The 26104-nt window shown below is 34.8% G+C and carries 22 protein-coding genes; 12 read left to right on the top strand and 10 right to left on the bottom strand.

Going from position 1 to position 26104, the window contains the following annotated elements; genetic code table 11:
- Nucleotides 1-133 precede the first annotated feature (133 nt).
- The 3 genes from B5X55_RS15865 to B5X55_RS15875 all read left to right on the top strand — a co-directional run bounded on the left by B5X55_RS15865 (nt 134) and on the right by B5X55_RS15875 (nt 3069).
- The gene (locus B5X55_RS15865; protein WP_079513682.1) at nt 134-844 is read left to right on the top strand and encodes a DUF4331 family protein; all 711 of its coding nucleotides are present in this window, start codon (nt 134-136) and stop codon (nt 842-844) included.
- A 22-nt stretch (nt 845-866) separates the two neighbouring features.
- Nucleotides 867-1661 (top strand): DUF4331 family protein, encoded by a 795-nt coding sequence (locus B5X55_RS15870; protein WP_079513987.1) that lies wholly within the window; start codon nt 867-869, stop codon nt 1659-1661.
- 130 nt (nt 1662-1791) lie between these two features.
- Complete coding sequence (locus B5X55_RS15875) at nt 1792-3069, top strand: tetratricopeptide repeat protein (RefSeq protein WP_079513684.1); 1278 nt, start codon at nt 1792-1794, stop codon at nt 3067-3069.
- A 341-nt stretch (nt 3070-3410) separates the two neighbouring features.
- Here the strand turns inward: B5X55_RS15875 and B5X55_RS15880 are convergent, their stop codons facing one another.
- Nucleotides 3411-5654, bottom strand: a complete 2244-nt coding sequence (locus tag B5X55_RS15880) for an efflux RND transporter permease subunit (RefSeq protein WP_079513686.1) — start codon at nt 5652-5654, stop codon at nt 3411-3413.
- 148 nt (nt 5655-5802) lie between these two features.
- On the bottom strand, nt 5803-6591 hold the full coding sequence (locus tag B5X55_RS15885; RefSeq protein ID WP_079513688.1) for a DUF547 domain-containing protein: 789 nt from the start codon (nt 6589-6591) through the stop codon (nt 5803-5805).
- 213 nt (nt 6592-6804) lie between these two features.
- Here B5X55_RS15885 and B5X55_RS15890 point away from each other — a divergent pair, with 213 nt between their 5' ends.
- Both B5X55_RS15890 and B5X55_RS15895 read left to right on the top strand, forming a co-directional pair.
- A complete protein-coding gene (locus B5X55_RS15890) occupies nt 6805-7509 on the top strand; it encodes a glycosyltransferase (RefSeq protein ID WP_079513690.1) in 705 nt (234 codons plus the stop codon).
- A complete protein-coding gene (locus B5X55_RS15895; protein ID WP_079513692.1) occupies nt 7502-8551 on the top strand; it encodes a VOC family protein in 1050 nt (349 codons plus the stop codon). Before B5X55_RS15890 ends, B5X55_RS15895 begins: the two co-directional genes overlap by 8 nt.
- Before the next feature lie 14 nt (nt 8552-8565).
- On the opposite strand, the gene B5X55_RS15900 is transcribed toward B5X55_RS15895, so the two are convergent.
- From B5X55_RS15900 to B5X55_RS15930, 7 genes are all read right to left on the bottom strand, one after another.
- On the bottom strand, nt 8566-8757 hold the full coding sequence (locus B5X55_RS15900; RefSeq protein WP_234999764.1) for a hypothetical protein: 192 nt from the start codon (nt 8755-8757) through the stop codon (nt 8566-8568).
- Between the two features lie 66 nt (nt 8758-8823).
- On the bottom strand, nt 8824-9618 hold the full coding sequence (locus B5X55_RS15905; protein WP_079513694.1) for an anti-sigma factor: 795 nt from the start codon (nt 9616-9618) through the stop codon (nt 8824-8826).
- 1 nt (nt 9619) lies between these two features.
- Complete coding sequence (locus B5X55_RS15910) at nt 9620-10153, bottom strand: RNA polymerase sigma factor (protein ID WP_079513696.1); 534 nt, start codon at nt 10151-10153, stop codon at nt 9620-9622.
- A gap of 74 nt (nt 10154-10227) precedes the next feature.
- Nucleotides 10228-10815, bottom strand: coding sequence for a superoxide dismutase family protein (locus B5X55_RS15915; RefSeq protein WP_079513698.1), 588 nt, complete (start codon nt 10813-10815; stop codon nt 10228-10230).
- A gap of 150 nt (nt 10816-10965) precedes the next feature.
- Complete coding sequence (locus B5X55_RS15920) at nt 10966-11607, bottom strand: YceI family protein (protein WP_079513700.1); 642 nt, start codon at nt 11605-11607, stop codon at nt 10966-10968.
- Nucleotides 11608-11699: 92 nt separating this feature from the next.
- Nucleotides 11700-12428: a DUF2490 domain-containing protein gene (locus B5X55_RS15925; RefSeq protein ID WP_079513702.1), complete on the bottom strand. Its 729-nt coding sequence runs from the start codon at nt 12426-12428 to the stop codon at nt 11700-11702.
- A gap of 15 nt (nt 12429-12443) precedes the next feature.
- Entirely contained in the window at nt 12444-15698 is a 3255-nt protein-coding gene (locus B5X55_RS15930) for a VPS10 domain-containing protein (RefSeq protein ID WP_234999765.1), read from the bottom strand.
- Between the two features lie 210 nt (nt 15699-15908).
- On the opposite strand from B5X55_RS15930, the gene B5X55_RS15935 reads away from it, so the two are divergent.
- A complete protein-coding gene (locus tag B5X55_RS15935; RefSeq protein WP_079513704.1) occupies nt 15909-16952 on the top strand; it encodes a glycoside hydrolase family 43 protein in 1044 nt (347 codons plus the stop codon).
- A gap of 22 nt (nt 16953-16974) precedes the next feature.
- Here B5X55_RS15935 and B5X55_RS15940 read toward each other — a convergent pair whose 3' ends face one another.
- Nucleotides 16975-17568 carry a methyltransferase domain-containing protein gene (locus tag B5X55_RS15940; RefSeq protein ID WP_079513706.1) on the bottom strand — a complete coding sequence of 198 codons (594 nt, stop codon included), beginning with the start codon at nt 17566-17568 and terminating at the stop codon, nt 16975-16977.
- Nucleotides 17569-17722: 154 nt separating this feature from the next.
- Between B5X55_RS15940 and B5X55_RS15945 the strand changes: the two genes are divergently transcribed.
- From B5X55_RS15945 to B5X55_RS15975, 6 genes are all read left to right on the top strand, one after another.
- Complete coding sequence (locus B5X55_RS15945) at nt 17723-20953, top strand: S41 family peptidase (protein ID WP_079513708.1); 3231 nt, start codon at nt 17723-17725, stop codon at nt 20951-20953.
- Between the two features lie 91 nt (nt 20954-21044).
- Nucleotides 21045-21731, top strand: a complete 687-nt coding sequence (locus B5X55_RS15950) for a hypothetical protein (RefSeq protein ID WP_079513710.1) — start codon at nt 21045-21047, stop codon at nt 21729-21731.
- A 665-nt stretch (nt 21732-22396) separates the two neighbouring features.
- Entirely contained in the window at nt 22397-23461 is a 1065-nt protein-coding gene (gene rsgA, locus B5X55_RS15960) for a ribosome small subunit-dependent GTPase A (RefSeq protein ID WP_079513714.1), read from the top strand.
- A 154-nt stretch (nt 23462-23615) separates the two neighbouring features.
- Nucleotides 23616-24944, top strand: coding sequence for a dicarboxylate/amino acid:cation symporter (locus B5X55_RS15965; protein WP_079513716.1), 1329 nt, complete (start codon nt 23616-23618; stop codon nt 24942-24944).
- 54 nt (nt 24945-24998) lie between these two features.
- Nucleotides 24999-25499, top strand: coding sequence for an ASCH domain-containing protein (locus tag B5X55_RS15970; protein ID WP_234999766.1), 501 nt, complete (start codon nt 24999-25001; stop codon nt 25497-25499).
- 153 nt (nt 25500-25652) lie between these two features.
- Nucleotides 25653-26054, top strand: coding sequence for a VOC family protein (locus B5X55_RS15975; protein WP_079513718.1), 402 nt, complete (start codon nt 25653-25655; stop codon nt 26052-26054).
- Nucleotides 26055-26104 lie beyond the last annotated feature (50 nt).

Raw genomic sequence — 26104 nt, forward strand, 5'->3', positions numbered from 1 at the left:
CGCTAAGGAATAGTTTTAGAAGAAGCGCTATATGAATAGGTGAGAAATATAATTTAAATTTTTTTAGATAAAAATGAACCTTTCGTTTTTAGCTGCGTAAGTAGGGGTGATTCTAATCTAAAAAAAAAGAATAATGAAAAAAGCAAAATTATTTATGGGACTTGGGGCATTAGCTCTAGCAGGAGTTCTTTTAGTTGCGGCAGATCATATTGATGCGCCTGGTTCTATGGGGACCTCGGCCGACATTGCCGACTTTTATGCCTTTGAGCCATCACTTGGTTCAGATAACACTGTATTTGCCGTAGACCTTCAATCTAATGTATTGCCAGATTTGGCTTATGGTACATTTGATGAGAATGTATTGTTAGAAATCAATATCGATAAAGATGGCGATTTGGTAGAAGATTTGGTAATACAAGCCATACCTAGAGATGGTAAAATGTATTTTTTCGGCCCTATAGCACCTAGTGAAACTGGTTTGAACGGCACGGTTATGGTTGACTCACCATTAGGTTCGGTGGCTATTTCTGCTGAAACTGCGATTGTTGAAACTACAAGTAATGGAGTATCGCTTTTTGCGGGTCCACGACAAGATGCTTTTTTCTTTGACTTCTTTCAATTTAATGCTGTAATAGGTGGTGAAGCTCCATTGGGATTTAAGCCAGCTGGTGATCCTTCTTCAACTGACGATGATGACACCACTGCTGTCGATACTTTCGATGGTGCCAACACCATGTCTATTGTTATTGAAATTCCAAACAGCCTATTAGGAGAAACAACTGCAGTTAATGTTTTGCAATTACCAGTTTACAAAACTTGGGTAACAACAAATGTTAAACAATAATAACCACATAAATAAAACTAAGATGAAATTTAAAAATATAAAATATACATTTTTATCTCTTTGTGCAGTAGCTGCTTTAGCTTCTTGTAACAACGATGATAATGATACGCCAGTAGTAATGACACCTACTTGTAATGACGGAATAATGAACGGTGATGAAACTGGTGTTGATTGTGGTGGCACATGTACACTTTGTGATGATGCTATACAACCTACAATGCCTGATTTTACAGGAACATATACACAGGTCGATTTTATGGGTAGACCAGGAATTAATACAGTATTGAGTGCAGACGGAGATATTAAAAATTCTCATAACATGTCAATTCCCTCAGAAATGCAGGCAACTTTTCAAGCTGCTTTTGAAGCTAGACTAGAAGCATATCATGATGTTTATGCAACTATTTTAGGAGCTGATCCTGCTGCTGTAAACTTTGAGCCAAATATTTTAGGTGATATTTTAAACGGTCCTGCTGATGATGGTTATACGAACAACCCTGTAACGGCAACTGTTTTAACCACAGTATTATCTAATGACGTTCTAGAAGTTGCTCCAAACTTACCTACTACGTATTTTAATGGTGGTAGTGGTGCTCCTAACTATGAAGGCGCAGTTGGTTTAACAGGTAGAACACCTCAAGATGATGTCATTGATGTTTCATTGATATTGTTATTCGGTGGCGGTGATGGTGCTAGATTTAGCGGTCAAGATACTGATAATGATGGTATGGCAGATTTACCAAGATTAACCTCAGATGGCGTTGGGCTAACCGCTACTGTAGGTACTACTTTCCCATACTTGGGTTCACCAGAATAAGAAGTTGCCTTCACCTTGCAGATTTTAATTAATCGGTAAGACTGGCACACCCTAATTGCTTATGAAAGAGAAGGGCTAGGGGAGTTGAAAAGCTCCCCTTTTTTAAACAATCCGAATAAAACAAAACCTAATGAAATTAATAAAGTTATTCATAGTATTGATACTGGTATCTTCTTGTGTTACAAAGAATCAGGACGCAGTTGCTCAAAAAAATGATTACGACAAGTATTTGGTTTCTAATGAAGTAGAAACATCATCAAAGTATTTTGACCTTTGGAATTCTAAAATTAGGCCCGATAGCATGCAGCTTACGAGTTTTGGCATCGTAGGCGGTGAATACAATCGATATTTTCAACAAACCGGAAATATTGAGTTTTTAAAGAAAGCTGAAAAGAGTCTTAAGAAAGCGGTCGATATAGCCAATATAGGTAGGCCTGGTTATTATAGAGCCTTGGCAAGAAATTATATTTCACAGCACCGCTTTAGAGAAGCGTTGAAACTAGCAGATTCTGCTGCTGTAATAGGAGGAGATAAGAGCGAAACACAAAGCTTATATTTTGATGTTCATATGGAGTTGGGTAACTATCAGCTGGCAGAAAAATATTTAGATAGTATAAAAAACATGTCAGATTTCGGTTATATGATACGCTTAGCAAAGTGGAACGATTATAAAGGAGATTTAGACACCACTATCAATTTTATGGAAATGGCCAGGACTAAGGCTGAATTAGGCAAAAATAGAGAGTTGATGCTATGGAGCTATACTAATTTAGGCGATTATTATGGCCATGCAGGTAGAATACAAGATTCATATAATCAATATTTAAAGGCTTTAGAAATTGATGCGGATAATGCCTATGCTAAAAAGGGAATTGCATGGATTGTTTTCTCAAATGATAAGAATCCGGTTGAAGCTATTCGAATACTAGATTCAGTAACCAAAACATATAACGCGCCAGATTACTTTTTACTTAAAGCTGAAATAGCAGATTATATGGATGATGATTTAATTCGCACAAAAAATTTAGATCAATATTTTACAAGGGTAAAAAATGAAATGTACGGTGATATGTATAATGCGTACAATTTAGGATTATACATAGATGAAACTAAACAGTTTGATAAGGCTTTATTACTAGCCCAAACAGAGGTTGATAATAGACCTACACCAGAATCATATAGCTGGTTAGGGTATAGTTATCTGAAAAATGGAGAAATCAATAAAGCTGTTGAAGTGATCGATGCCCACGTTTATGGTAAAACATTTGAACCCGCATTGTTATTCCAAGCTGCTGAAGTGTATAAGGCCAATGGTGAAGAAGAAAAAGTTAATGAGCTAAAAGGAGAATTAATAGGTGCCCTCTATGAGTTAGGGCCCAATATGGAAAAGCAAGTCCATGATTTGTAATTGATTGCCCAATTATTTTCATTTATGGTTTGTTTTAGGTTGGATTGTTTTTTTTTAGCGCCACGGTTTTAATCGTGGCGCTGATATTTATATGTATTTCATCGAAAATTTAACGTTTTTTATGATTTGCTTAGATGAAATACATATATTTATCGACCAAATACGTTTAAAATGCCCCAGCATCTTAAATAATTGAACCAAAAGTAACCAAATAAACTAATTAGTGTTATGGAATACCTACTCTTTACATTATGGATTAGCTTAATGATTTTATTAGTTGGTAAATCAGTTTTTGCCTATAGATCACTACAAAGAACACTCCACCGAACAAATAGTTCAATTTAAATCAATTTTCTAAGCAGTACTGGCAGTAATAGCAAGTCTAGTATTAAAGCTGTTACCAAGGTTACACTTATAATCAACCCTATAGTTATACTAGGTTGGTGAATAGAAAATAACATGACCATAAATCCGAAAAATAGGATAATGGTGGTAATCACCAATGCTCTACCGGTTTGGGCGAAAGTTTTTTCAAGCGCAGCTTCTTTATCTAAACCTTGAGTAATACCTAACTTATACTTTCCTAAAAAATGTATAGTGTCGTCAACGGCAATACCAAATACGATTGCGAATACTACAGATAATGATGCTTCTAAAGGGATACCCAAAAATCCTAAAATTCCTCCTGCAAATAGCATAGGTAAAACATTAGGTACAAGAGAGATTAAGAAGATTTTAATATCTCGAAAAACAAAAGCCATAATAACTCCTATTAGCAATAGACCATATAATAGACCTTCTAACAAACTACTTCTAATATATTCTGAGTTTTTGTCTAGCAATATACTTTTACCGGTCACTTTAACCGTTACGAGAGAAGTATCTAGTTTAGTTTTTGCAAATTGGGCAATACTGTTATAAACAATCTTTAAGCTATCAGTACCTACATCTTGTAATTTTCCATTGATACGAGCAATGGTTTCGTCACCATTGATAAAACGAGCCAATTGTTTTCGAGCTAGTTTACGTGTATCTTTTTGGTATTTTATAAATGTTGCTTTATCATCTGGTAAAGTAAAAAAAGCAGCGCTATTTAAATTATTGGCTTTGTTGATTATTTTATAAGGCAAATTGGCTGATTGTATATTACCTATGATTTTAAATGTTTTTAAATAGGTAAGGAGTTTTTCAATTTCTTGAGCAATCTCAAAATCAGTAACCTTATAGCCATCAGTACTCATTACCGCTATCTCTAATGGTCTGAAGCCGGCATAGTTATTTTGAAAATAGTCGAAATCGATAGCAATTTCACTCTTTGCCGGTAGTGTTTGTTTAAATTCGTGGTTGGTTTTTATAAGATAAATTCCAAGAAAACAGAAAAATGTAAAAACCACAGTGCCCCAAATAATAGAATTAGGATAGTTTTTAGTAAACGTATTTACCTTTAAAAGATAGTTGACCCAATTTTCAGAAATACTTTTACGTCCAATTAGTTTTTTCTCTGGAAGACTTATTAAAAGAGAACTAGTCAGTAAAATAACAGTAGTATAGGCTACTAGAACCCCAATTGCAGCGTTTATTCCAAATTCTTGAATACTTACAAGTCTAGAAGATAGAAGAGTCACAAAACCAACGGCAGTGGTAAAAGAAGTAAGTAGGGTAGTCATACCTACCTCTTTAAGTGAGGAAATAATTGAGGCATATCTAGAAATACCACTTTGCAATTTTCGAATATAACTATCGGTGAGATGAATAACATCTGAAGTTCCTACAATGAGCATTAACACTGGATAAAATGCGGCCATGGCATTCAGTTCTTTTCCTAAGGCAGCTAACAAGCCCATAAAAAGTAATAATGACATAGCTATTGAAAAAACTGAAATCAAAACTACAGGTAAACTCCTATAAACTAATAGAAGAATAATGAATACCAGTATTGAAGCAACTATAGTAGTAGTTAGAACTTCGCTTCTTTGCATTTCTACTATGGCTTCGTAAAAAAAAGCCCTTCCCAGAATATGATAATTAGTTAAGTCGTGACTTTTTAATGACGTCCGTATTGTATTTAATAATACTTCAGACTGTTTATAATCTAAGTTGTCTTCGGTTTGTAAAGCAAGTACTAACGATTCTCTCTTTTCATCTATTAAAACATTGATGAAAAGGGAATCTTCTTGAATTTTATGCCAATCTTTCTGGTATTGAAGGGAATCATTTATATGAACAATTGGCAACGTAGTATAGCCAAAAGAAGTTTTTAAAGGGTAGGAGAGTGTAGTTAAAGAATTACTTTCTAATACATACTCAAAACCCTTGCTCTCTAGAGAAAATGCTTGAAATTTATTAAGAAAATCTTGCTGAAAAACATTAGGTTTATTCTCTACTGCAATGAGTAAAAAATTATCATCGGTACCAAACTCTTCAACAAACGAATCATAAAATGCTAAATCGGGGTCTTCCTCTGGAAAAAATTGACTGAAATCAAATGAAAATTTCAATTCATCCAATTTAGTAGCCGAAAGCACACCTAAAAGAATGAATACAGCGATACATATTTTTTTAAGGGAACCCAAGTTGGCCTTCATGTAACTGATCGAAATCTATTTGTTTATAACAGATGCAAATTTACCACTCTCTTGAGTATTTACAGTCAAAAGATTACAAATAGAAAATCTACGTCCTTATTCTCTTTACACCCAAATAGATTTATTATAAATTAACCCATAACCTGTTTTATAAATCAATGAAATTGTCAAGATCTAAGGTCCAATCGTAATTCCCATATTTTAAATCAATGTCTTTAGTAGAAGGGATAAGGCCATTGCTTTTTAAAATTTTTTTGACTCCGCTTTTTCCTCCAAAATCACCTCTAAACCAGCTAAACAAGGAAGTAACTGTAACTTCTTTTGTATCGGCTTTATATTCAGTTGTGCGCTCAAGATAGGTTTTAGTGCCTTTGCTAAATTGTTCTTGTAAACGTTCCCATTCATAAATAGCTACAGGTGGACAATCTTTAGCACCGCAATTAAGGGCAAAATGTACATTGAAAACAGGTTTGTTTACTCGCAATTTTCGCTCAAATTTATTCGGAAACCATTTTCTAAAATATCCTAAACCATATTCCCATTGCGATTTTCTAATAAGTCCATGTTCAATTTTTGCAAATGATACCGTTTCGCCTGCTATTTTTATTTGTTCTAATTTAAAAAAACTCCCGCGATCATTATATAACTCCGGATTTTTTTGCAAAATAACCTGTATGTAGGCGTTGTAAATATTAATCCAAAAAGCTAATCGTTTGTCATTGGTATCAAGGGCGTTATCTAATTCTTCAATAGATATGTTTGCCAAAATATCTTGTATTTCTTGGGTATCTTTTTTGTCTATAATTCGTTTTAAAAACGATTCTGATAACTCGTTGAAATTAGTTTTGGTATTGGTTTCTACTTGAGCCTGTAAGTTAGTTTTCGCAGTACAGGATAAAGCAAATATCGTGGCAAGAAAATATAATTTTAGTTTCATAGGTATATTTTAATTTACCTTATCTACGTAAATGTATCCATAAGGTTTGTTAAATCTTTGTCGAACTTTTCTTTAAATGATTACGTTAACCTTTTATTGAAATTTACGATGATTTTAAAACTATTTTCATGAATTTGCGTAGGTAAGGCGTTAACCTAAATATTATTTGGGTCGTAGTTTTTACTATCCATTAACTACGCCTCGGCTAAAGCTATGATCAGTATTATAATACCAGTACATAATGAATTTAAAAACTTGCAGCGACTCTTTAAAGTTGACTCTTTTTTAGCGCATAAGAAACTTTTAGAAATTATAGTTGCCGTTTCTCCGAGTAATTCGGATTCGGTGAAATTGTTAGACAATATTCCTAAAGTTAAAATAGTACTTTGTGAAAAAAAAGGTAGGGCAGCACAAATGAACAAGGCATCTAAAATGGCATTGGGAAGTGCGTTTGTTTTTTTACATGCCGATGTAGTACCTCCAGTAGGGTTTATTGATAATATTCTACATAGTTTACAAACCGGATATGATGCAGGTTTTTTTTCTTACAGGTTCGATAAGGATGTTTGGTATTTACGTATAAATGCTTCTTTTACTGCAAAGGACGGATTGTTTACTGGTGGCGGTGATCAGTGTCTTTTTATTAAAAAAGATGTTTTTAGAAAATTAGGGACGTTTAATGAAGAGCAAGCACTAATGGAAGATTTCGAGTTCTTTTCGAAAATGAAGAAGCTTAAAGTGCCATATACTATTGTAAAAAATGACTTGGTAGTATCTGCACGTAAGTATGAGTGCAATTCATACCTTCGAGTTAATCTAACTAACCTGCTATTGGTTATTCTATTTAAACTCGGTTACCCTGGTGATAAATTAAAAACACTTCATAATAAGTTGATACGAACCCCATACAATGGTTGAGATTATTAATGGAATTCAGCAAATTGGTATTGGTGTTCAAGATGTCAAAAAAGTATTTAACTGGTACAGAAAACATTTAGGTTTTAATGTGTTACTATTTAAGGATGAGGCTGTTGCTAAGTTAATGACCAAGTACACCAATGGTAAGGCAGAAAAAAGAGATGCCTATTTGTCGTTGAATATGGTTGGTGGTGGCGGATTAGAAATTTGGCAGTTTAAAGACCGAATTCCCTCTGTACCTAAAGTACCAATTAGGTATGGCGACTTAGGTATTTATGCTATGAAAATTAGATGTAAAAATCTCTTTAATATGCATGAATATTTAAAGCAGTTGAAGGTCGCATGTTTATCAGAAATTACAATTTCAGATAAGTACAATTCAAGCTTTTATTTTGATGACCCTTTTGGTAACAAGGTACAAATGGTAGAAGAAAGTTATTATTTTTCCTCGCAAGCTTCTAAAAATGGTGGAGTAATGGGAGCAGTCATTGGTGTAAGTAATATGGAAAGCTCCTTAGATTTTTATAAGGAGATGTTAGGTTATTCGATTATTCTTTACGACGATATAGAAATAGTAAACCAAAATTCTAGTAATCGGTATAGAAAAGTCATATTAAAACAAGAACGTAACATCGTGGGTGGTTTCGGAGATTTACTTGGACCTACTCAATTAGAATTAATTCAACTTTTGGACAGTAGGCCTGTGAAAATCTTTAAAGATAGACTTTGGGGTGATTTAGGTTATATTCATCTTTGCTTTGATGTTCATGGTATGGCTAGTATTAGAGAAAAGGCAAGCCAGCTAAACTATCCATTTACTGTAGATAGTTCTAATAGTTTTGATATGGGCGATGCAGCAGGTCATTTCAGTTATATTGAAGATCCCGATGGCACTTTAATAGAGTTGGTAGAAACACATAAAGTACCTATTCTAAAATTTTTAGGCTTATTTCTAAACCTAAAAAAAAGAAATCCTAGAAAAACATTACCAAAATGGTTGGTGAAAAGTCTAGGTCTGAATAAAGTTAAAAGGGACCTCTAGCTATTTTAAAAGTTCTAAGAACCTTTGCTAGTAGTTTTAATAAGACCAATACCCGAAAAGAAAAAGATAGCGCCAAGCACACCATAAACAATAAACTGTTTAATAGTTCTAGCACTATTTCCAAATAAAATAGCCGCGTAAACAAGTCCGCCAATACCAAGTAAGGTCAAAACGGTTCCGAAAAATTTCTTTAATTCTATGGACAAAAAAATGTAAAAAAAATGGGCATTTTATTTAAAAATCGCCCATTTAAATTATAAATATGTATTTCTCTAAGAAGCTGAAACTACACCAAGAGTATACAACTGTTCTAAATTAGGAGACTTACTACCACCCGCGGGTTCTAATGTAATACCAAATGCTTCAGATTCATTAGGGTTGTTAAGGGCGAATATTTTGTTTTCATCCATCTCAAAATTCTCAAGTAGACCCATACTGGTAGGGGTAAGCGGTGAAAGTTTTAAAGACCAAACTTGGTATACAAAACCTTCGGGAGGTTCTGGTAAACCTTTAGCATCTATAAAAACTTTATTGTTCTCTTTGTTCCAATAGGCTTTAGCGTAAGATGAAGGTGATATGTCTTGCCCACCTAATGGGATAACGCTTATATTCTTATCTCTAATAGAATTTAAAAGTTCTGTAGTTTTTTCTAATGAAGAATCTGAATCTGCTATTTGCTGTTCTAGATTATTATTTTGTTGTTCTACAACTTGAATATCAGATTTTAGTTCCTGATTCTGTTGATACATCCAAAATATACCTATTGCGAGTAAAACAGAAGCTGCCCAACCAACATAAGTTGAAATAGGTGTACCTCGTTTATTATTTATAGGAATGACTTTAACTTCACTATTGATTCTATCCATGATAGATTTAAAGGAATGTTTTGAACCTGGAGAAGCTTTCTTAGATAACAGCAAAATAGAAGCTTCTATCGCTTCAATTTCTGTCTGAATTTCTGGATACTCTTTTGCATAGTTAGCTATTTCCAGGTTTTCTTTATCTGAAAGTATACCAGCTACATAGAGCTCTAAAATTCCTGATGCTATGTATTTTTGTACATCCATGCTACTTAATTTCCATATTCTCCCTTAATTGGGAAATGCAACTTCTATTACGTGTTTTCACCGTTCCTATCGGAATATCTAATTCTTCTGCAGCATCTTTTTGAGTGTATCCTCTAAAATATAATAGTTCTATTATCTGAACACATTTTTCTTTTAGATTCTTAACAAGATTCCTCAAAACTTTGGTATCTACAACCGAATCTTCATCTTCCTTGTTCTGTAAAATACCTACGAAGTAATCTGCGGAAAGGTTCTTTTTCTCATTTTTATACGACCTACTGCGTATTTCGTCGATAGCAGCATTTCTGGCGATATTTAAAATCCATGTAAAAAATCTTCCTTTAGATGAGTTATAACTTTCAGAATTATTCCAAATTTTTATAAATACATCTTGACAGATTTCTTGGGCAATACTATCATTTTTTACAATGGTATTGATAACCCCACAAATGTTATCGGCATACATGCCATGTAACTTCTCGAAAGCTGAAGGGTCTTTCTTTTTGAATTGTTCAACCAATAGGTCTAATTGCATATGGGAATTTTATAGTCATCTAAAAATAAAAAAAGCTGTTCTTAGAACAGCTTTTATAAAACATATTTTTAATCCTATTGAATTAAACCAGCACAACTAATACGTGCACCTGCAGCTCCACTTGGTTGTGAAGTGAAATCATCGGTACCTTGGTGTACGATAAGACCTTTACCTTCTATATTTTTATTTTCATCGTCACAGCCAATACACCATTGGTCAGTTGAAAATTCGACCATACCCTTTCCATCAGATCCTGCAGTGAAATTACCGATATCACCTTTATGATATCCTTTTGCATCACCCCATTTACCATGTGGCTCATTAGTTGGGTTCCAATGCCCACCAGTTGAAGAACCATCAGCTGCAGAGCAATCTGCAGTTTGGTGAATATGTATCGCATGCTCACCTTCAGTAAGTCCAGAAAAGGTAGCGGTCATGGTAACTTCACCATCTTTCTCAACAAAACTTACTTCACCAGATACCTCACTGTCACTTTTAGGCTCCATAAGCATAGAAATACGGTTAGTAGTAACTTCTTCGGCTACTTTTTCCATTTCACTATCCATTTCACTATTTACTTTGTCTGCTTCTTTCTTAGCATCTTTACAGTTGTAAAAACCTACCACCGTTAGAGCAAGAACTAATATTTTAATATTTTTCATTGTGTATATATTTTTTGATTATAATTCAAATTAATCATTTAAACAGCTAATTTCAAACGAATTAATGATATACGTTATCCTTTATATGGTTAAGGTTAAAAATGACCTGAAAATGAAACTTCGTCCGTATCAAAAACTTTGTTTATTAAGTTAGTTGTTTTTTTGAAGCATAACTTCTGCTTGTAAAGCGACTTCGCTCCAAGTTTTACTTATACCATCTTTACCAGTGTGTAAAACTTCGCAGGCTTTATTTATAGACGCTACAGCATCCATTGCATTCCAATTTTCTAAATCCATCATGCCCTTAAAGGTCAGTTTGTTTTCATCAACAGTTTCATAAGTAAGTGGGATATTTTGAGTTTCACCATTTAAAGTGACATCTATAGAGCATTTTTCATTTTCAACTTTAAAGGTGCCAGAAATTAATTCGGGGTTGTTCATAACTCCAAAGAAAAATTCAATAAGCTTTGGGTCTCTAGTACCAGTAGGGTCATTAGTGAATAAACTACTTACAGGGATACTAAATTTTGTGCCGTTTAAAGCTTCTAAAGTTGTAATGCCTTCATGGGCATCTGTAATATTTATAATTTTAAATGTTCCGCCAACCGGAAGTTTGTCGGTTGTTTTATACGCCGTGAAACTCACCTTTGTTGAATCTGGAATTAGACTGAACATTTCAGAAGATTTCGCTGCAACTTCGACGTCTTTATTATTTTGATTTTTTTTGGTATCCTTACAACTAGAGAATAGTATAACTAGTGTGCAAAGGAATGTGAAAGCTAATTTTTTCATTATCCTAATATTTTATATTTTATATTCTATGTTAAAGTTACTGATTAAACAGCATGGCAAATCAATTACACTGACGAAATATTTAACCAATATTATTTACTCTTTTTTATGAAAAGTTCTCTCAAATCTGTATTATAAAAAACACCTAATTGGAAACGGTCAAAATCAGTTTCTCTAAAATGATTCTTCAAATAACCGAATTGCATGCTTAAGTTATCAGTAACATTTATACCGACTGCCGCATACAAACGATTTTGACCAAAAGCCTCGTTCTGTAGATTGATAAAAATTTCATCGTAAAAGTTCAAAAAGAAAATATCTGTTAAAGGAACGGTCATTTGAATTCTATATCTAGCCCGGTGTAATGTGTTACTTATACCAGAATAGTTATTTTGTACAAAGCGTTGTTCTAGTCGATATCGGTGTTCAAATTTAAATTCCCAGACTTTATTCTTCAGTATAAACTGTTCAAAAAGGCGATGCTCAGAAATAGAATTATTAGAAATCAGAATATCGCTCGCAAAAATATCATACGCTGTAAAACTGGGGTCGGTCTCAATAAAACCATAACCTAATGTCGCAATAGCATCTGGGTTTATGTGATAGTTGACACCAGTTCTCAGTAACAGCTGATTAAAATTAGAGGCAGTTTCGTAATATCGAAATTGTGCCTCGGTATGTATGCTCCACTTATCGGCAATTTTATTCGTTCCAAAATACATAAACCAACTGCCTAATTCATCTTCACCATTAATTTCATTTTGAGCATTTGAATTTAAAATTGTGGTTAATAGTACTACTAAGAAAAAAAGCTTCCTCATTATTTGTCCTGTGTATTAATTTAAATTAAAAACTTCCGTCTCTTTAAACGGTGAAAGCTCTAAGCTTTCCATTTTACCTTTATAATCGCTCCATTCGGTAGAGAAAAAAGTATTGGTTTTCTTCAAAGCTGATTCTAATTCATCTTTAGCAAACTGCATTAATTGCTTTTCTGTAACTGTCATACCAGTCTTACGTGAACCTACATAACCACGAGCAATTTGCAAACGTTGCATTACGGTCATTTCTTTATTACGGGTAATACCTTGGCGTTTGTCAACCTTACCTAAATATAAGGCAGTAACAGAATCTATTTGCTTCACAATATTTTTTGATACCTCAATTTGGTCTTTGAACTTCTTCTCATCCATCTTTTTCAATTCCTTTTGAAACTGCTCGGCCACTTCTTTACTCTGTGCCAATTGCTTTACCGCATCAGCAGACTTCTGCATGTACAATTCTAATACCTTACCATTTGTATACGCTTCGTTTATACCCGTTGTAGATATTTCTAATCGTGGGTCAGATTTCACAGTAATTTGAGTTTCCTCTACCAAATCACCGTAAAGCATTTTAATAGTATAGGTGCCAGGCTTAACTTCTAGTCCGCTAGATTCATTCTTTTTCGTCTGAACTTTTCTTGAAGGTCTATCCGCACCTTTTTCATCCATTCCCCAAAAAATTCTATGGAAACCAGCTTTTTCTGGCGTTTTGTATTTTAATGAACGTATTAATCGCTGACCATCATAAAAATCAAATTGAACAGAATCTTTTTTCTGTACTCCGGTTAATTCTGGTTTATCAGAAGTTGAAGCATCTACCTTTTCTTTGTCTTCATCATTGTCGGTTTGCGAATCCATCTCTTTTTCTCCATCTTTTTTTCCTTCAGCCTCTTTCTTACCTTCTTTTAAGTAATAAGTAATCATAGCACCTGGCTTTTTGTTTTCACCTTGGTATAAACCATCACCACCAAAACGACTACCGGTTGGTTGTTGGTAAAATGCTTGATACGCTGTAGGCGGAGTAAATAACGCTATTTCCTTATTCAAAATAGTTTTATCTGAAGCCAATGCTCGCAACGGACGAATATCGTCTAATACCCATGCAGCTCTGCCAAAGGTTCCTATAACCAAATCGTGTTCTCTTGGATGAATTGCCAAATCTTTAGTAGATACGGTAGGGAAACCTTCCGTCCATTTTTGCCATTTTTCACCTGCATTGAAAGAAACGTATAATCCGTCGTCAGTACCTAAAAATACCAAATTCGGGTTCTCAGAATCTTCAATAATCGAAAGCGCGTAGCTTTCAACATCAGTAGCATCAACTATTCTAGCCCACGTTTTACCATAATCTTTTGTACGATACGCATACGGTGTATAGTTGAATCTTCTATAGTCATTGGCGATTAAAAGTGCTTCTCCTTTATTACGGGTAGATGCTTTAATCTGCGGAATCCAACTTCCTTTTGGTAGACCTTTAATATTACCCGTAACTTCTGTCCAAGTCTGACCTGCATTTTGGGTGTAATGAACCCTACCATCATCAGAACCTGTCCAAAGCATATCTTTTTCAACTGTAGATGGCTCTATGACCAAAATAGTGGTATGATTTTCTGCACCTGTGGCATCCATTGATAAACCCCCACTTTCACTTTGTTTTTGCTTTTCAGGGTCGTTGGTGGTCAAATCAGGTGAAATCACCTTCCATGTTAATCCCTTATCAGAACTTTTATGTACGAACTGACTACCGAAATAGATAGTACTAGTATCAAAAGGATCTTGACTGATTGCCGAATTCCAGTTAAAACGAAGTTCTGTTGTAGCATCTGGTGGAGTAGGGCGCACAATATAATTATCGCCTGTAACATAATCAAAACGCTGCACATATCCTTGCTGGCTCATCGTGTAGCCATATCTAGAATCTACAGGGTCGGGCACCACATCAAATCCGTCACCGAAACTTATTTCTTGCCAGTAACTATTACGTATGCCTTGTGCTTTCCAAACATAAGCCGGGCCTCGCCATGAACCATTGTCTTGCATACCGCCATAAACATTATATGGATATTCGTTATCGGTAGCAATATGATAGAATTGTGCGACGGGCAAATTACCAACAAATCTCCAAGTTTTACCGCCGTCTTTAGAGATGTTTAGTCCACCATCATTACCATCCATCATAAATTGACCATTGTCTGGGTGTATCCAAAATGCATGGTGGTCGGGGTGTACTCCGTTATCAACACCATAGGCGGGCATAAGTTCTTCAAAATTCTTACCTCCATCTTGAGAAACATTAACGTAGGTAAATACTGAGAAGACTCTATTTTCATTTTCAGGATCAACGTAGATTTCAGAATAGTAAAAAGGTCTGTTACCGATATCACCTTTGTCATTGATTTTTTTCCATTTAAAACCACCATCCTCAGATTTGTATAGTGCATTCTTTTTTGCCTCAACTAAAGCATAAACAACATTAGGTTTTCCAGGAGCAATGGCAACACCGATTCTACCTAAATCTCCTTTGGGTAAACCATCTTCCTCACTAAGTTTTTTCCAATTCTTACCACCGTCATGTGTCATGTATAAACCACTACCAGATCCACCAGAGTTAAAAAACCAAGGATCACGCTTGTGTTCCCACATGGCAGCAATTAATTTGTTTGGGTTGGTAGGGTCCATAATTAAATCGGCCACCCCGGTTTTGTTATTTACAAAAAGTACTTTCTCCCAAGTTTCACCACCATCGGTAGTTTTATAAACTCCGCGTTCAGGATGCTCGCCCCAAGGAGAACCAATAGCGCCCACATACACCGTATTCGGATTCATAGGGTCTATTTTTATTCTATGAATGTGTCTCGTATTTTCGAGGCCCATCGATTTCCAGGTCTTTCCGCCATCAAGAGATTTATATACGCCGTAGCCACCATTTAAACTATTTCTAGGATTTCCTTCTCCCGTTCCTACCCAAATTACCGAAGGATTATTCTGTTGGATAGCCACTGCACCGATGGAAGCAGTAACTTCTTTATCGAAAATGGGCTCCCATTTAATTCCGCCCGATGTAGATTTCCATAATCCGCCAGAAGCGGTACCAACATACATAATATCAGGATTGTCATTGACCACATCAATGGAGGTAACACGGCCACTCATTCCGCCAGGGCCTATATTACGGGGTTTTAGGTCCTGTACGAGGTCCATTTTAAATTCTTGAGCTGTCACGAAAAAAGATGCGAAAAGCACCAACAGGGAGAGTAAACTTCTTGTCATTTTTTGGTTTGTTAGTTAGGTGTCTAAATATACTAGAAAAGGATGGGTAGATTTCTTAAAGTGATGTTAAGACGATGATACAAAAACAATATTGTTTCAAAGGAATAAAATCAATGCAAGGGGTTTAACTGATATTTAAGTATTTACAATTAAAGTCAGCTTAAATTATATATGGAAAATATTACTTTACTTTGAAAAAATGAATGTTTTATGAGTTTTAAAGTCTATAGTATTGGATTGTTGTTGTTTGCATTTGTCTTGGTTTCTTGTAAAACTGAGAAAAAGACACCACCTGTTGCAAAGGTATTGGAGAAATCTGGCAACCCTATATTCAATGGATGGTATGCAGATCCTGAGGCGGTAGTGTTTGAAGATAATTACTGGGTGTACCCGACATATTCAGATGCATTCGAAAAGCAACTATTTTTTGACGCCTTTTCTAGCCCCGATTTGGTTAATTGGACTAAGCATGAACGTATTTTAGATACTACCAAGATAAAATGGTTGCGACAGGCTTTATGGGCACCATCTATTATTAAAAAGGAGGACAAGTACTATTTATTTTTTGGAGCCAATGATATACAACGCCCGGGCCGAAATTCGTATGATCCCAATAACGATATCAACCATTATGGCGGTATAGGTATTGCCGTGGCAAATACACCTAAAGGCCCTTTTGAAGATTACTTGGGCAAACCCTTAATAGCAGATTTTTACAATGAAGCCCAACCAATTGACCAATTTGTTTTTAAGGATGTTGATGATACTTTCTATTTATTTTATGGTGGATGGGGCCATTGTAATTTGGGTAAGTTGAATTCTGATTTTACAGGAATTACACCGTGGGAAGATGGAGCTTTATTTAAGGAGATTACACCCGAAGGTTATGTAGAAGGCCCTTTTGTATTTTTAAGAAATGGAACATATTATTTTATGTGGTCTGAAGGAAATTGGACCGACAATTCGTATAAAGTTGCCTATGCCATGGCCGATAGTATTTCTGGACCTTATAATCGCATGGGAACCATTTTGGAATCTGACCCCGAAATTGCCACAGGTGCTGGTCATCATTCTGTAATCAATGTTCCCAATACTGATGAATGGATTATGGTGTATCATAGAAGACCAATCCCTAATGATGGTAGAGATCATCGAGTAACTTGTATGGATAAAATAGAATTTAGAAATGATGGTTCAATTAAACCTATTCAAATTACAAATGAAGGGGTAGAGGCAAGACCACTTAAACCTTAAAATAAGTTTGTGATAACCCAGCTTATTTTCTCTCAAAAATTCCGAACAATTCACTCCCTTGTCTTGGTGCAATAGAATTATAACAAGGATCGAAAGTGATCGTTTTTAAGATTGGAGATAAATATCTGGTATATAGTTTTTTATCACCTCCAAAAGGGCGTTTTTCCATATCGCCAGATAATGGAATATTGAACCAAACCCCCACTAATTTACCAGTTGGTTTTAGAAGCTCAGCCATGTGCTTTGCATAGGCATTTCTGTTTTTATCAGAGGGTACAATAGAACAGAAAAAGGTCTGTTCTATAATAAGGTCGTACTGGCCTTGAAATTCAAAAAAATCAGCTAGGTGCATTTGTGTAACGGGAAAATCTGGATTCCGTTTTTTGAATTGTATTAATGGAACATCAGAAATATCTAGAATGTGTACATTTTTAAATCCCTTCTTCCAAAGGTATTCCGCTTCATAGGCATTACCTGCTCCGGGAATCAGAATTTCAATGGTATTGTCTGTCAATTGGTCAACATATTCTTTAATGGGCGTTGAAGGGTAGCCAATATCCCAACCTGTTTGCTGTTCTTTATAGCGTTGTGTCCAATAGTTTTGTTCTTCTTTCAAGATAAATTGGTGTTTAGTACACAAGTAAAATTAAATAGATTTAGTGAGTTTTTGCAAAGTATATAAAAATGGATACCAATGGTCATACATTTATTGTAGCAGACAAATCAAATCCTTACCTTTCATAACAACTAAACACCATCTAAATAAGCTTATGAAATATTCGATTTTCACCGTTTTAACGGTTTGTCTAACTTTTATCGGTACCGCACAAACCAATCCGAAATGGGCACGTTACCCATCAATATCTCCAGACGGCCAAACCATTGCATTCACCTATAAAGGAAACCTTTTTTCTGTACTAGCAGAAGGGGGTGTAGCAAAACAACTAACGTTTCATTCTGCGCATGATTATGCACCTGTGTGGAGCAAAAATGGTAAGCAATTAGCATTTACCTCAAATAGATATGGCAATTTTGATGTCTATGTGATGGATGCTCAAGGCGGACCGGCTACACGATTAACTTATCATAGTACTGATGAAATTCCTTTTAGTTTTTCTGCGGATGATGCAACCATTCTTTTCGGAGCAACACGTTTAGATGCTGTTGCTCATAGGCAGTATCCTACGGGCACGCAACCAGAATTATATAGCGTTCCAGTACAAGGTGGTCGGGTAGATCAAGTATTGACGGTGCCTGCAGAAGATGTACAGGTGAATAGCGATGGTTCTAAAATGGTCTATCACGATAAAAAAGGTTATGAAGATGCGTTTAGAAAGCATCATGTTTCAGCCATTACAAGAGATATTTGGTCCTATGAGCCAGCAACCGGTAAACATATTAAATTAACCAATTTTAAAGGCGAAGACCGTAATCCAGTATTTTCAAAAGATGGTAGTTCTATTTATTACTTAAGCGAGCAAGAAGGTTCTTTTAATGTCTTTTCTATGTCTTTAAAAGGGGAGTCCCAAATTAAGACTCTTACCAATTTCAAAACACACCCAGTACGTTCATTAAGTATTGGAAATGATAAGATGGCTTTTGGTTATGATGGTGAAATCTATACACTTAAGGCTGGTGAAGAAGCTAAGAAAGTAGCTATTATTATCAGAACACAAGAAGATAGTAATGCTATAGAATATATCTCTGTAAATGGTGGTGTTCGTGAAATGGATATAGCTCCTAATGGTAAAGAAATTGCTTTCATTAGTAGAGGAGAAGTTTTCGTTACCTCTATCGATGGTTCATTGACCAAACGTATTACAAATACGCCAGAGCAAGAACGTTTTGTAAAGTTCATGCCCGATGGTAAAGGAGTTGCGTATGCTAGTGAGCGCAATGGTAAATGGTCTATTTTCAAGTCCTCAAAAGTACGATCACAAGAACCTTATTTCTTTGCGGCAACGGTGTTTAAAGAAGATACCTTAGTAACCTCAAAAGAAGATATATACCTGCCAGAATTCTCACCAGATAGCACGTATATTGCTTACATAGAAGGCAGAAGAACGCTAAAAGTAAAGAATCTTAAAACCAATAATATTACCACCCTATTGACGCCAAATGAGCTTTTTCATATGCAAGATGGTGACAAGTATTTTCAATGGAGTCCAGATAGTAACTGGTTACTTGTCGATTGGGGCGTCTCGTTAAGTAATTCAGAGGTGTTACTGATTTCCAAAGATGGTAAACAACGCAAAAACCTTACGCAAAGCGGCTATTATGATGGCTCTCCAAAATGGGTAAATGAGGGCAATCATATTTTATACTTATCAAATCGAGATGGATTAAAAAGTTATGCCACTAGCGGAAAGTCAGAATTAGATGTGTATAGCATGTTCTTGAATCAAGATTCTTGGGATAAATTCAATAACTCGAAAGCCGAATATGATTTGTTGAAAATGATAGAGGAGGCCGCCAAAGAAAAAAAGGACGAAGCCAAATCAGAAGATAAAAAGAAGAAAGACGATAAAGAGAAAGAGACCGAAGTAAAAACATTGAAGTTTGATTTAGAAGATGTAGAACGAAGAAAATCTCGATTAACAATTCACTCCTCATTACTAGCGGATGCTGTGCTTTCGAAAGACGGAGAAAAATTGTATTACCTAGCTCGTTTTGAGAAAGACCTTAATTTATGGGAAACCGAAATACGTACTAAGAGTACTAAAATGTTGATTTCCTTAGATGCTAAATCGGGTAGCTTACAGTGGGATGCTAAAAAGGAAAATCTATTTCTATTGGCAGATGGAAAAATTGCAAAGGTTGATATAAAAGCTGCTAAAACAGAGCCCGTAAAATTAAATTCAGAAATGGTACTAGATGCCGATGCAGAGCGTAAGTATATGTTCGATCATATTTGGTTACGTACCAATGGCATTTTTTACACGTCTACCTTTCACGGTATCGATTGGAAAGCGATGCGTACCGAGTATGAAAAGTATTTACCGCATATTGGTAACGACTACGAATTTGCAGAAATGATATCTGAAATGTTGGGGGAACTGAATGTGAGTCATGCAGCTGGGCGTTTTTCCGACAATATCGACAATGGTGATAAAACAGCTTCCTTAGGGGTGTTCTTTGATTATACACATAAAGGTAACGGATTAAAAATCACAGAAGTGATTAAAGGCGGACCGTTAGATAAATCTGGATTCAATATAAAACCTGGAGCGATTATTGAAAAAATTAACGGAATTACAATTGGTAGTGCTATGGATGCTGCTTTCTATTTGAATCGTATAGAAGGTGATTTTACATTATTGGACATGGTAGATGAAAACAGTAAGCGAAAGCAAATTACAGTAAAGCCAATTTCTCTAAGAGATGAAGGCAGTTTGTTATATGACCGTTGGGTGAAGAACAATGAAAAAGAGGTCTTAGCAAAGAGTAATGGCACTTTAGGCTATGTGCATATTCCAGGTATGAGTGACGGACCATATCGTACTATTTACGAGGAAATGTTAGGCAAGTTCAATGACAAAAAAGGGATAATCGTAGATACCCGTTTTAATGGCGGTGGTGACTTGGTTGCTGATTTAGCGATGTTCTTTACCGGTGTACCCTTTCTATCGTATGAAACCGAAGCTAGAGTAGTAGGTGGTGAACCAACCTCACGATGGACAAAGCCAACCTTGGCCATGTTTAATGAATCGATGTACAGTGATGGTTCTTGTTTCGCTAGTGGTTATGTAGATTTAAAAATCGGTAAAACAGTAGGTATGCCCGTACCTGGCACCTGTAGTTTTGCAGGTTGGGAGCGTTTGCCAAATGGTGGCCGTTGGGGTGTTGTACCAGTAAGTTCTAAAAATAAAGCAGGCGAATGGATGGAAAACAATGAAACGAACCCAGAAATTTTGATTAAAAATCAACCTGAGCTAATCGCAAAAGGAACTGATGAACAATTAGAAAAGTCTATTGAGGTTTTGATGAAGGAGGTGGAGTAGGGTTACTTTTTACAATTAAATTTTTCAATATAAAATAGGGATATAATTACTAGTAACTATATCCAATTGTTGTGGTTAATATAAGCTAACTATGAAAATACACTTGACTTTATTAATTATTTTAATATCAACTCAATACGGAACTTCCCAAACAAAAGAATCATATGAGAAAAACTTTGGCAATTTCGTTATTAAGGTAACCGATGAAGTTACACAGAATTATGCTGACCTTTTAGACTCTAGAACTGACAGCATTTGGTCTAAATCAACCCCAAAGTTTGATAATTCAGATTTTGAAATTCCTAAACCACCACCAGTTCTTGTTTACAGAGAAGAGTATAAAATTCATTTTTTTGTTAAGCCAAAATTCTATACACAATACACTACTAAATGTGATAATGGCAGAGAAATTTATCACATCCTAAAAGTTGATAGAGAAACATTACTTGGAACTAATTTTAGTCCTTACTTTTTTGAATTAATGGAAAACCAATGGGATTTTAATAGGCATACCGAAGATGAATTTGAGATACTTGAATATATTAAAAAAGATAAAAAAACTATTTGTGGATTTGAATGCTATAAAGTAAAAATTCAAACCAAAGGAGTTGCAAAACGGATAATAGAAATGTATGTCACCGAACAAATAGATTTAAATTATAACCCTTCATTTACTAATCCTCATTTACTGAACAAATTTTATCCATTATATATCAAAGAATATTTAGAAAATTATCCCAATGACGTGTATAAAGAATATGTCTTTGAATTAGAATAAATACTAACCACATCACCGGCTATAGTTCATTGCTTCTGACTTTCATCGCGGAAAGTCCTCGCAAATTTGCTATCTTCGGTTTACGGCAGAAAATCCTTGCGGATTTTCACGCAACGAAACCATAGCCAAACACGTTGACGTTAATTTTAGAAAAAAAATATTAATAATGCTTAAACGTAATTTAGTTTACATTTTAATAATAGTTTCGGCGCTAATAAGTGTTTTTAATTATGATTTTTCAAGCAATATTGGGTCAATAGATTTTATACTTTTTATTAGCGCAATCGTATTAATTATTGCTGCTTTAATACTAATATATCGTGATGAATCTAAAAGGAAAAATTAGAGCTGAAAATATTTAAAATCATTAGAAACTTTTCTAAGCGACAGTTTTAATTTCGGAAATGCCAAATGGACTTCACGCACACGCAAATGTTGCGTTAATGGACTTAGCTATTTTCCTTAAACCCTAACTCGCGCGTAAAAAACTAATGACAACAAAACCTAAACGTAATGCGGACTTTTGGGCTAAATCATAAGGTCTGTGTATATTTATAAACTCGTTAATCCCGATAGCTATCGGGAATGGATTTAGAATAGAAAAAATAAATAAAAACAATAAGCTTTGCCGAACCGTTGTGTTTAATACGATAAAGAACATTCCAATGACTCTTGAAGATTTAGGATATAAAGCTGAATTAGGAGAATACAGAAAGAAACATAGTTTAGATTGTTTTGAAATTGGTCGAGTAATTTCAGAACATAAAAACAGCTATATAGTTAAAACTAAAAATAATGAATATGCTTCTGAGCTTATTGGCAATTTAAGATTTACAGCCGATTCTGAAACCGATTTACCCGCTGTTGGCGATTGGGTTGCTATTTCTGAATATGATGAAAACAAAGCTTTAATTCATTCAGTTTATCCAAGGCATTCTATACTTGAAAGAAAAGCTGTTGGTAAATTAGGTCAAACTCAAATAATTGCAACGAATATTGATTTTGCATTAATCATTCAATCTGTGAATAGAGATTTTAATATAAACCGAATAGAACGATATTTAACTATATGTCATTCTTCTAAAATTGAACCAATTGTAGTTTTAAGTAAAATTGACTTAATTGGAAAATCCGAATTGGAAATAATATTAAAGAATATAAATAAAAGAATAAAAGGTATTTCAATTGTTGCAATAAGCAACGAATCTCATATTGGATTAGACAAGATAAAGTCCATATTAACAAAAGGTAAAACATATTGTCTATTGGGTTCTTCAGGAGTTGGTAAATCAACTCTTATCAATAATCTAGTTGGTGAAAAATTAATGATAACTGGAGAAATTAGTGAGAGTATTGACAGAGGCAAACATATTACTACTCACAGAGAATTACTGGTTACTGAAAATGGAATTTTAATTGACAACCCTGGAATGAGGGAAGTTGGTATTACAAATTCAACTGCTGGATTAGAAATCACATTTGATGAAATTTTAAAGCTATCTCATAAATGTAAATTCAATGATTGTACTCATACGAATGAAAAAGATTGTGCAATTTTAAAAGCGGTTGAAAACGGAGAAGTTGACTCTGAATCCTATTTGAATTTTTTAAAAATGGAACGTGAAAAAGATTTTTTTGAATCAAGTGTAGAAGAAAGGAAAGCGAAAGATAAAAATTTTGGTAAAATGATTAAAAATTTTAAAAAACAAAGAAACCTAGATAAGTACTAAACACAACAATGGCTATAAGTAATTGCTTGTTCTCGCCTACTTTGGAAATTCCGCAGGAATTTCCTACTTGGTAAGTACATGCAAAATTAAGTGCTAACGCACGCAACTACTCATAGCCGAGACCGTCGCCAAAAATTAAGTACACCATATCACCATGCTAGAAATCAGACCACTTAATAATCTATCAGTTCATTTAGAACGCTTAATAAAAGGTCGCTTATGGCTTAAGGTAATCATTGGACTGGTTTTAGGAGCTGGCTTGGGAGTTCTTCTTAACCCATCTACAGGACTTGTTTCTGAGGAATTAAGCTTAGGGTTGGCAAATTGGCTTGACTTGCCAGGCCAAATTTTTATGAGATTGGTACAAATGATCATGATACCATTGATATTTGCTTCAATAATTTCGGGAATTGTAGGAAACACAACAGAAAATCTTAAAACCTTTGGTTGGAGACTTCTATTATATTTTATTTTCACAACCGCTATTTCTATCATCATCGGTCTGCTGGTAACCCTTATTATGAAACCTGGGCAATATATTTTTAAGTTGGGTGGATTTCCCAATACTAGTTTAGAACACTCGGTATCTACTGAAACGCCTATTCTAATGGAAAACATCCCAACTACTATTTCTAACCTCATTCCAAATAATCCGTTAGAATCAATATTGATGGGAGAGATGTTGGGTGTTGTTATTTTTACCATCATAATTGGTGTCGCAATTACCCAGCTACATAATGAAACAGCGAGACCTATTATTCGTTTTACAGAGGCCATCCAGAAAATTTGCATGATTGTGGTATCATGGGCAATGATTCTCGTACCCTATGCCGTATTTGGCTTAATGGCGGCCTTACTATCCAGAACGGGTATCGACATATTTCTCGGTTTGGGGTATTATATTGTGGTGGTAATCATTGGCTTAATACTATTAATGATATTCTATTTAGTGCTGGTTTTGTTGGTCTTAAAGAAAAATCCTTTTAAGTTTTTACAAGCAATACGAGAACCTCAACTTTTGGCATTTTCTACCGCCAGTTCAGCTGCTGTTATGCCTATTTCGATGAAAACAGCCGATGAAAAATTAGGAGTATCTTCTAATATAAGCGATTTTGTTATTCCGGTTGGAGCTACAATTAATATGGATGGTACTGCATTATTTCAATGCGTCACAACAATTTTTATGGCACAAGCCTATGGCATTGAATTGTCCCTAATAAACCTGATATTAATCACCTTTACCGTTGTGGCTGCTTCTATAGGTACACCTGCCATTCCTGGTGGTGGCGTTATTATTCTTGCATCTGTATTACAAAGTACAGGAATTCCAATTGATGGACTCATTGTTATCATTGGTATAGACCGAATTTTGGGGATGTTTAGAACAGCAGTTAATGTAACTGGAGATTTAACAGCATGCATGATTTTCAACAAGTTTTATGGTGCTATTTCAAATACTAAAGCATTTGCTGACAAAACTTAAATTGTATTAAAAGGCGGTTTAGCCAAACTGTTGCCATTAAAATTGAAAGAAACAATGAAAAATTTGATTGTCATTTTGTTTTTGATTTTAATAAGTTGTAAAAACGAAACAATAACTAAAAACGGGATTGACAAAACGGTTTATGAAATGTGGAATAATTTTACCATCTCAAATCCCGAATTAAAAAAAGACGAACTACCAGAATCTTGGTATTTTAACAATAATAAAGAAGATGCAAATCGGTTAGCGGAATTGACTTTAAGCGGAAAAAAGAAAGCTTCATCCGGTTTATATCTATGGTATGAAGAAGCAAATGCTGATTTACCAAAAATGGGAACAAAACAGATAATAACGGATTTTGATGGAATGGCCTTAGCGATAATAGAAACGATAAGTGTAGATACAATTCCATTTAATAAAGTTTCCAAAGATTATGCTGAAATGGATATGGGAACAAACATTGAACCGCTAAAAAAATGGAAAAAAGCACATTGGGACTTTTTGCGAGCGCAATGGAAGAAAGTGGGGAGAAACCGATCGAAGAAATGCTTATAGTTTGCGAAAGGTTCGAAACAATCTGGCCGGAATAGTACTAATGGCAACAGGAAATATAAAAAATAGAGATGGCTTTGAAACCAATATTCTTGAAGATTAAAAGCTGGCTCATATTTTTTAGTTCGATATCTTCTAATCAAATAAAATAAAACCTTGAAACAAACCATAGCACGTATAGCGTTAGTAGTTGATGACTATGATAAAGCCATTGAGTTTTATACCAAAAAATTAGACTTCTTACTCGTTGAGGATACCGATTTGGGTGATGGTAAACGATGGGTTGTAGTAGCGCCACAAGGTTCAAAAGAATGTGCTTTGGTTTTGGCAAAATCTGACGGCGAAGAACAAGCTTCACGTGTTGGTAACCAAACCGGTGGTCGAGTTTTTCTATTCTTGTACACTGATGACTTTTGGAGAGATTATTATAAAATGGTTGAGCGGGGTATTAAAATTAGTAGAGAACCAGAAAAGATGCCCTACGGCATGGTTGCCGTTTTTAAAGATTTGTACGGTAATAAATGGGATTTGTTGGAGCCTAATGAACATGATGAGTAAGTTAATTGCTATTCTTCGTAACAAATTAAACTTAGTGTGGACATATAGGT

The sequence above is a fragment of the Maribacter arcticus genome, assembly GCF_900167935.1.
GTDB classification, from domain to species: Bacteria; Bacteroidota; Bacteroidia; order Flavobacteriales; family Flavobacteriaceae; genus Maribacter; species Maribacter arcticus.

Coding starts and splice junctions, on each gene's coding strand:
- B5X55_RS15965 (WP_079513716.1), top strand. CDS start 23,616: ATGCTAGAAATCAGACCACTTAATAATCTATCAGTTCATTTAGAACGC.
- rsgA (WP_079513714.1), top strand. CDS start 22,397: ATGACTCTTGAAGATTTAGGATATAAAGCTGAATTAGGAGAATACAGA.
- B5X55_RS15910 (WP_079513696.1), bottom strand. CDS start 10,153: ATGCAATTAGACCTATTGGTTGAACAATTCAAAAAGAAAGACCCTTCA.
- B5X55_RS15885 (WP_079513688.1), bottom strand. CDS start 6,591: ATGAAACTAAAATTATATTTTCTTGCCACGATATTTGCTTTATCCTGT.
- B5X55_RS15925 (WP_079513702.1), bottom strand. CDS start 12,428: ATGAGGAAGCTTTTTTTCTTAGTAGTACTATTAACCACAATTTTAAAT.
- B5X55_RS15875 (WP_079513684.1), top strand. CDS start 1,792: ATGAAATTAATAAAGTTATTCATAGTATTGATACTGGTATCTTCTTGT.
- B5X55_RS15930 (WP_234999765.1), bottom strand. CDS start 15,698: ATGACAAGAAGTTTACTCTCCCTGTTGGTGCTTTTCGCATCTTTTTTC.
- B5X55_RS15890 (WP_079513690.1), top strand. CDS start 6,805: ATGATCAGTATTATAATACCAGTACATAATGAATTTAAAAACTTGCAG.
- B5X55_RS15915 (WP_079513698.1), bottom strand. CDS start 10,815: ATGAAAAATATTAAAATATTAGTTCTTGCTCTAACGGTGGTAGGTTTT.
- B5X55_RS15970 (WP_234999766.1), top strand. CDS start 24,999: ATGAAAAATTTGATTGTCATTTTGTTTTTGATTTTAATAAGTTGTAAA.
- B5X55_RS15950 (WP_079513710.1), top strand. CDS start 21,045: ATGAAAATACACTTGACTTTATTAATTATTTTAATATCAACTCAATAC.
- B5X55_RS15870 (WP_079513987.1), top strand. CDS start 867: ATGAAATTTAAAAATATAAAATATACATTTTTATCTCTTTGTGCAGTA.
- B5X55_RS15920 (WP_079513700.1), bottom strand. CDS start 11,607: ATGAAAAAATTAGCTTTCACATTCCTTTGCACACTAGTTATACTATTC.
- B5X55_RS15905 (WP_079513694.1), bottom strand. CDS start 9,618: ATGGATGTACAAAAATACATAGCATCAGGAATTTTAGAGCTCTATGTA.
- B5X55_RS15895 (WP_079513692.1), top strand. CDS start 7,502: ATGGTTGAGATTATTAATGGAATTCAGCAAATTGGTATTGGTGTTCAA.
- B5X55_RS15880 (WP_079513686.1), bottom strand. CDS start 5,654: ATGAAGGCCAACTTGGGTTCCCTTAAAAAAATATGTATCGCTGTATTC.
- B5X55_RS15945 (WP_079513708.1), top strand. CDS start 17,723: ATGAAATATTCGATTTTCACCGTTTTAACGGTTTGTCTAACTTTTATC.
- B5X55_RS15935 (WP_079513704.1), top strand. CDS start 15,909: ATGAGTTTTAAAGTCTATAGTATTGGATTGTTGTTGTTTGCATTTGTC.
- B5X55_RS15865 (WP_079513682.1), top strand. CDS start 134: ATGAAAAAAGCAAAATTATTTATGGGACTTGGGGCATTAGCTCTAGCA.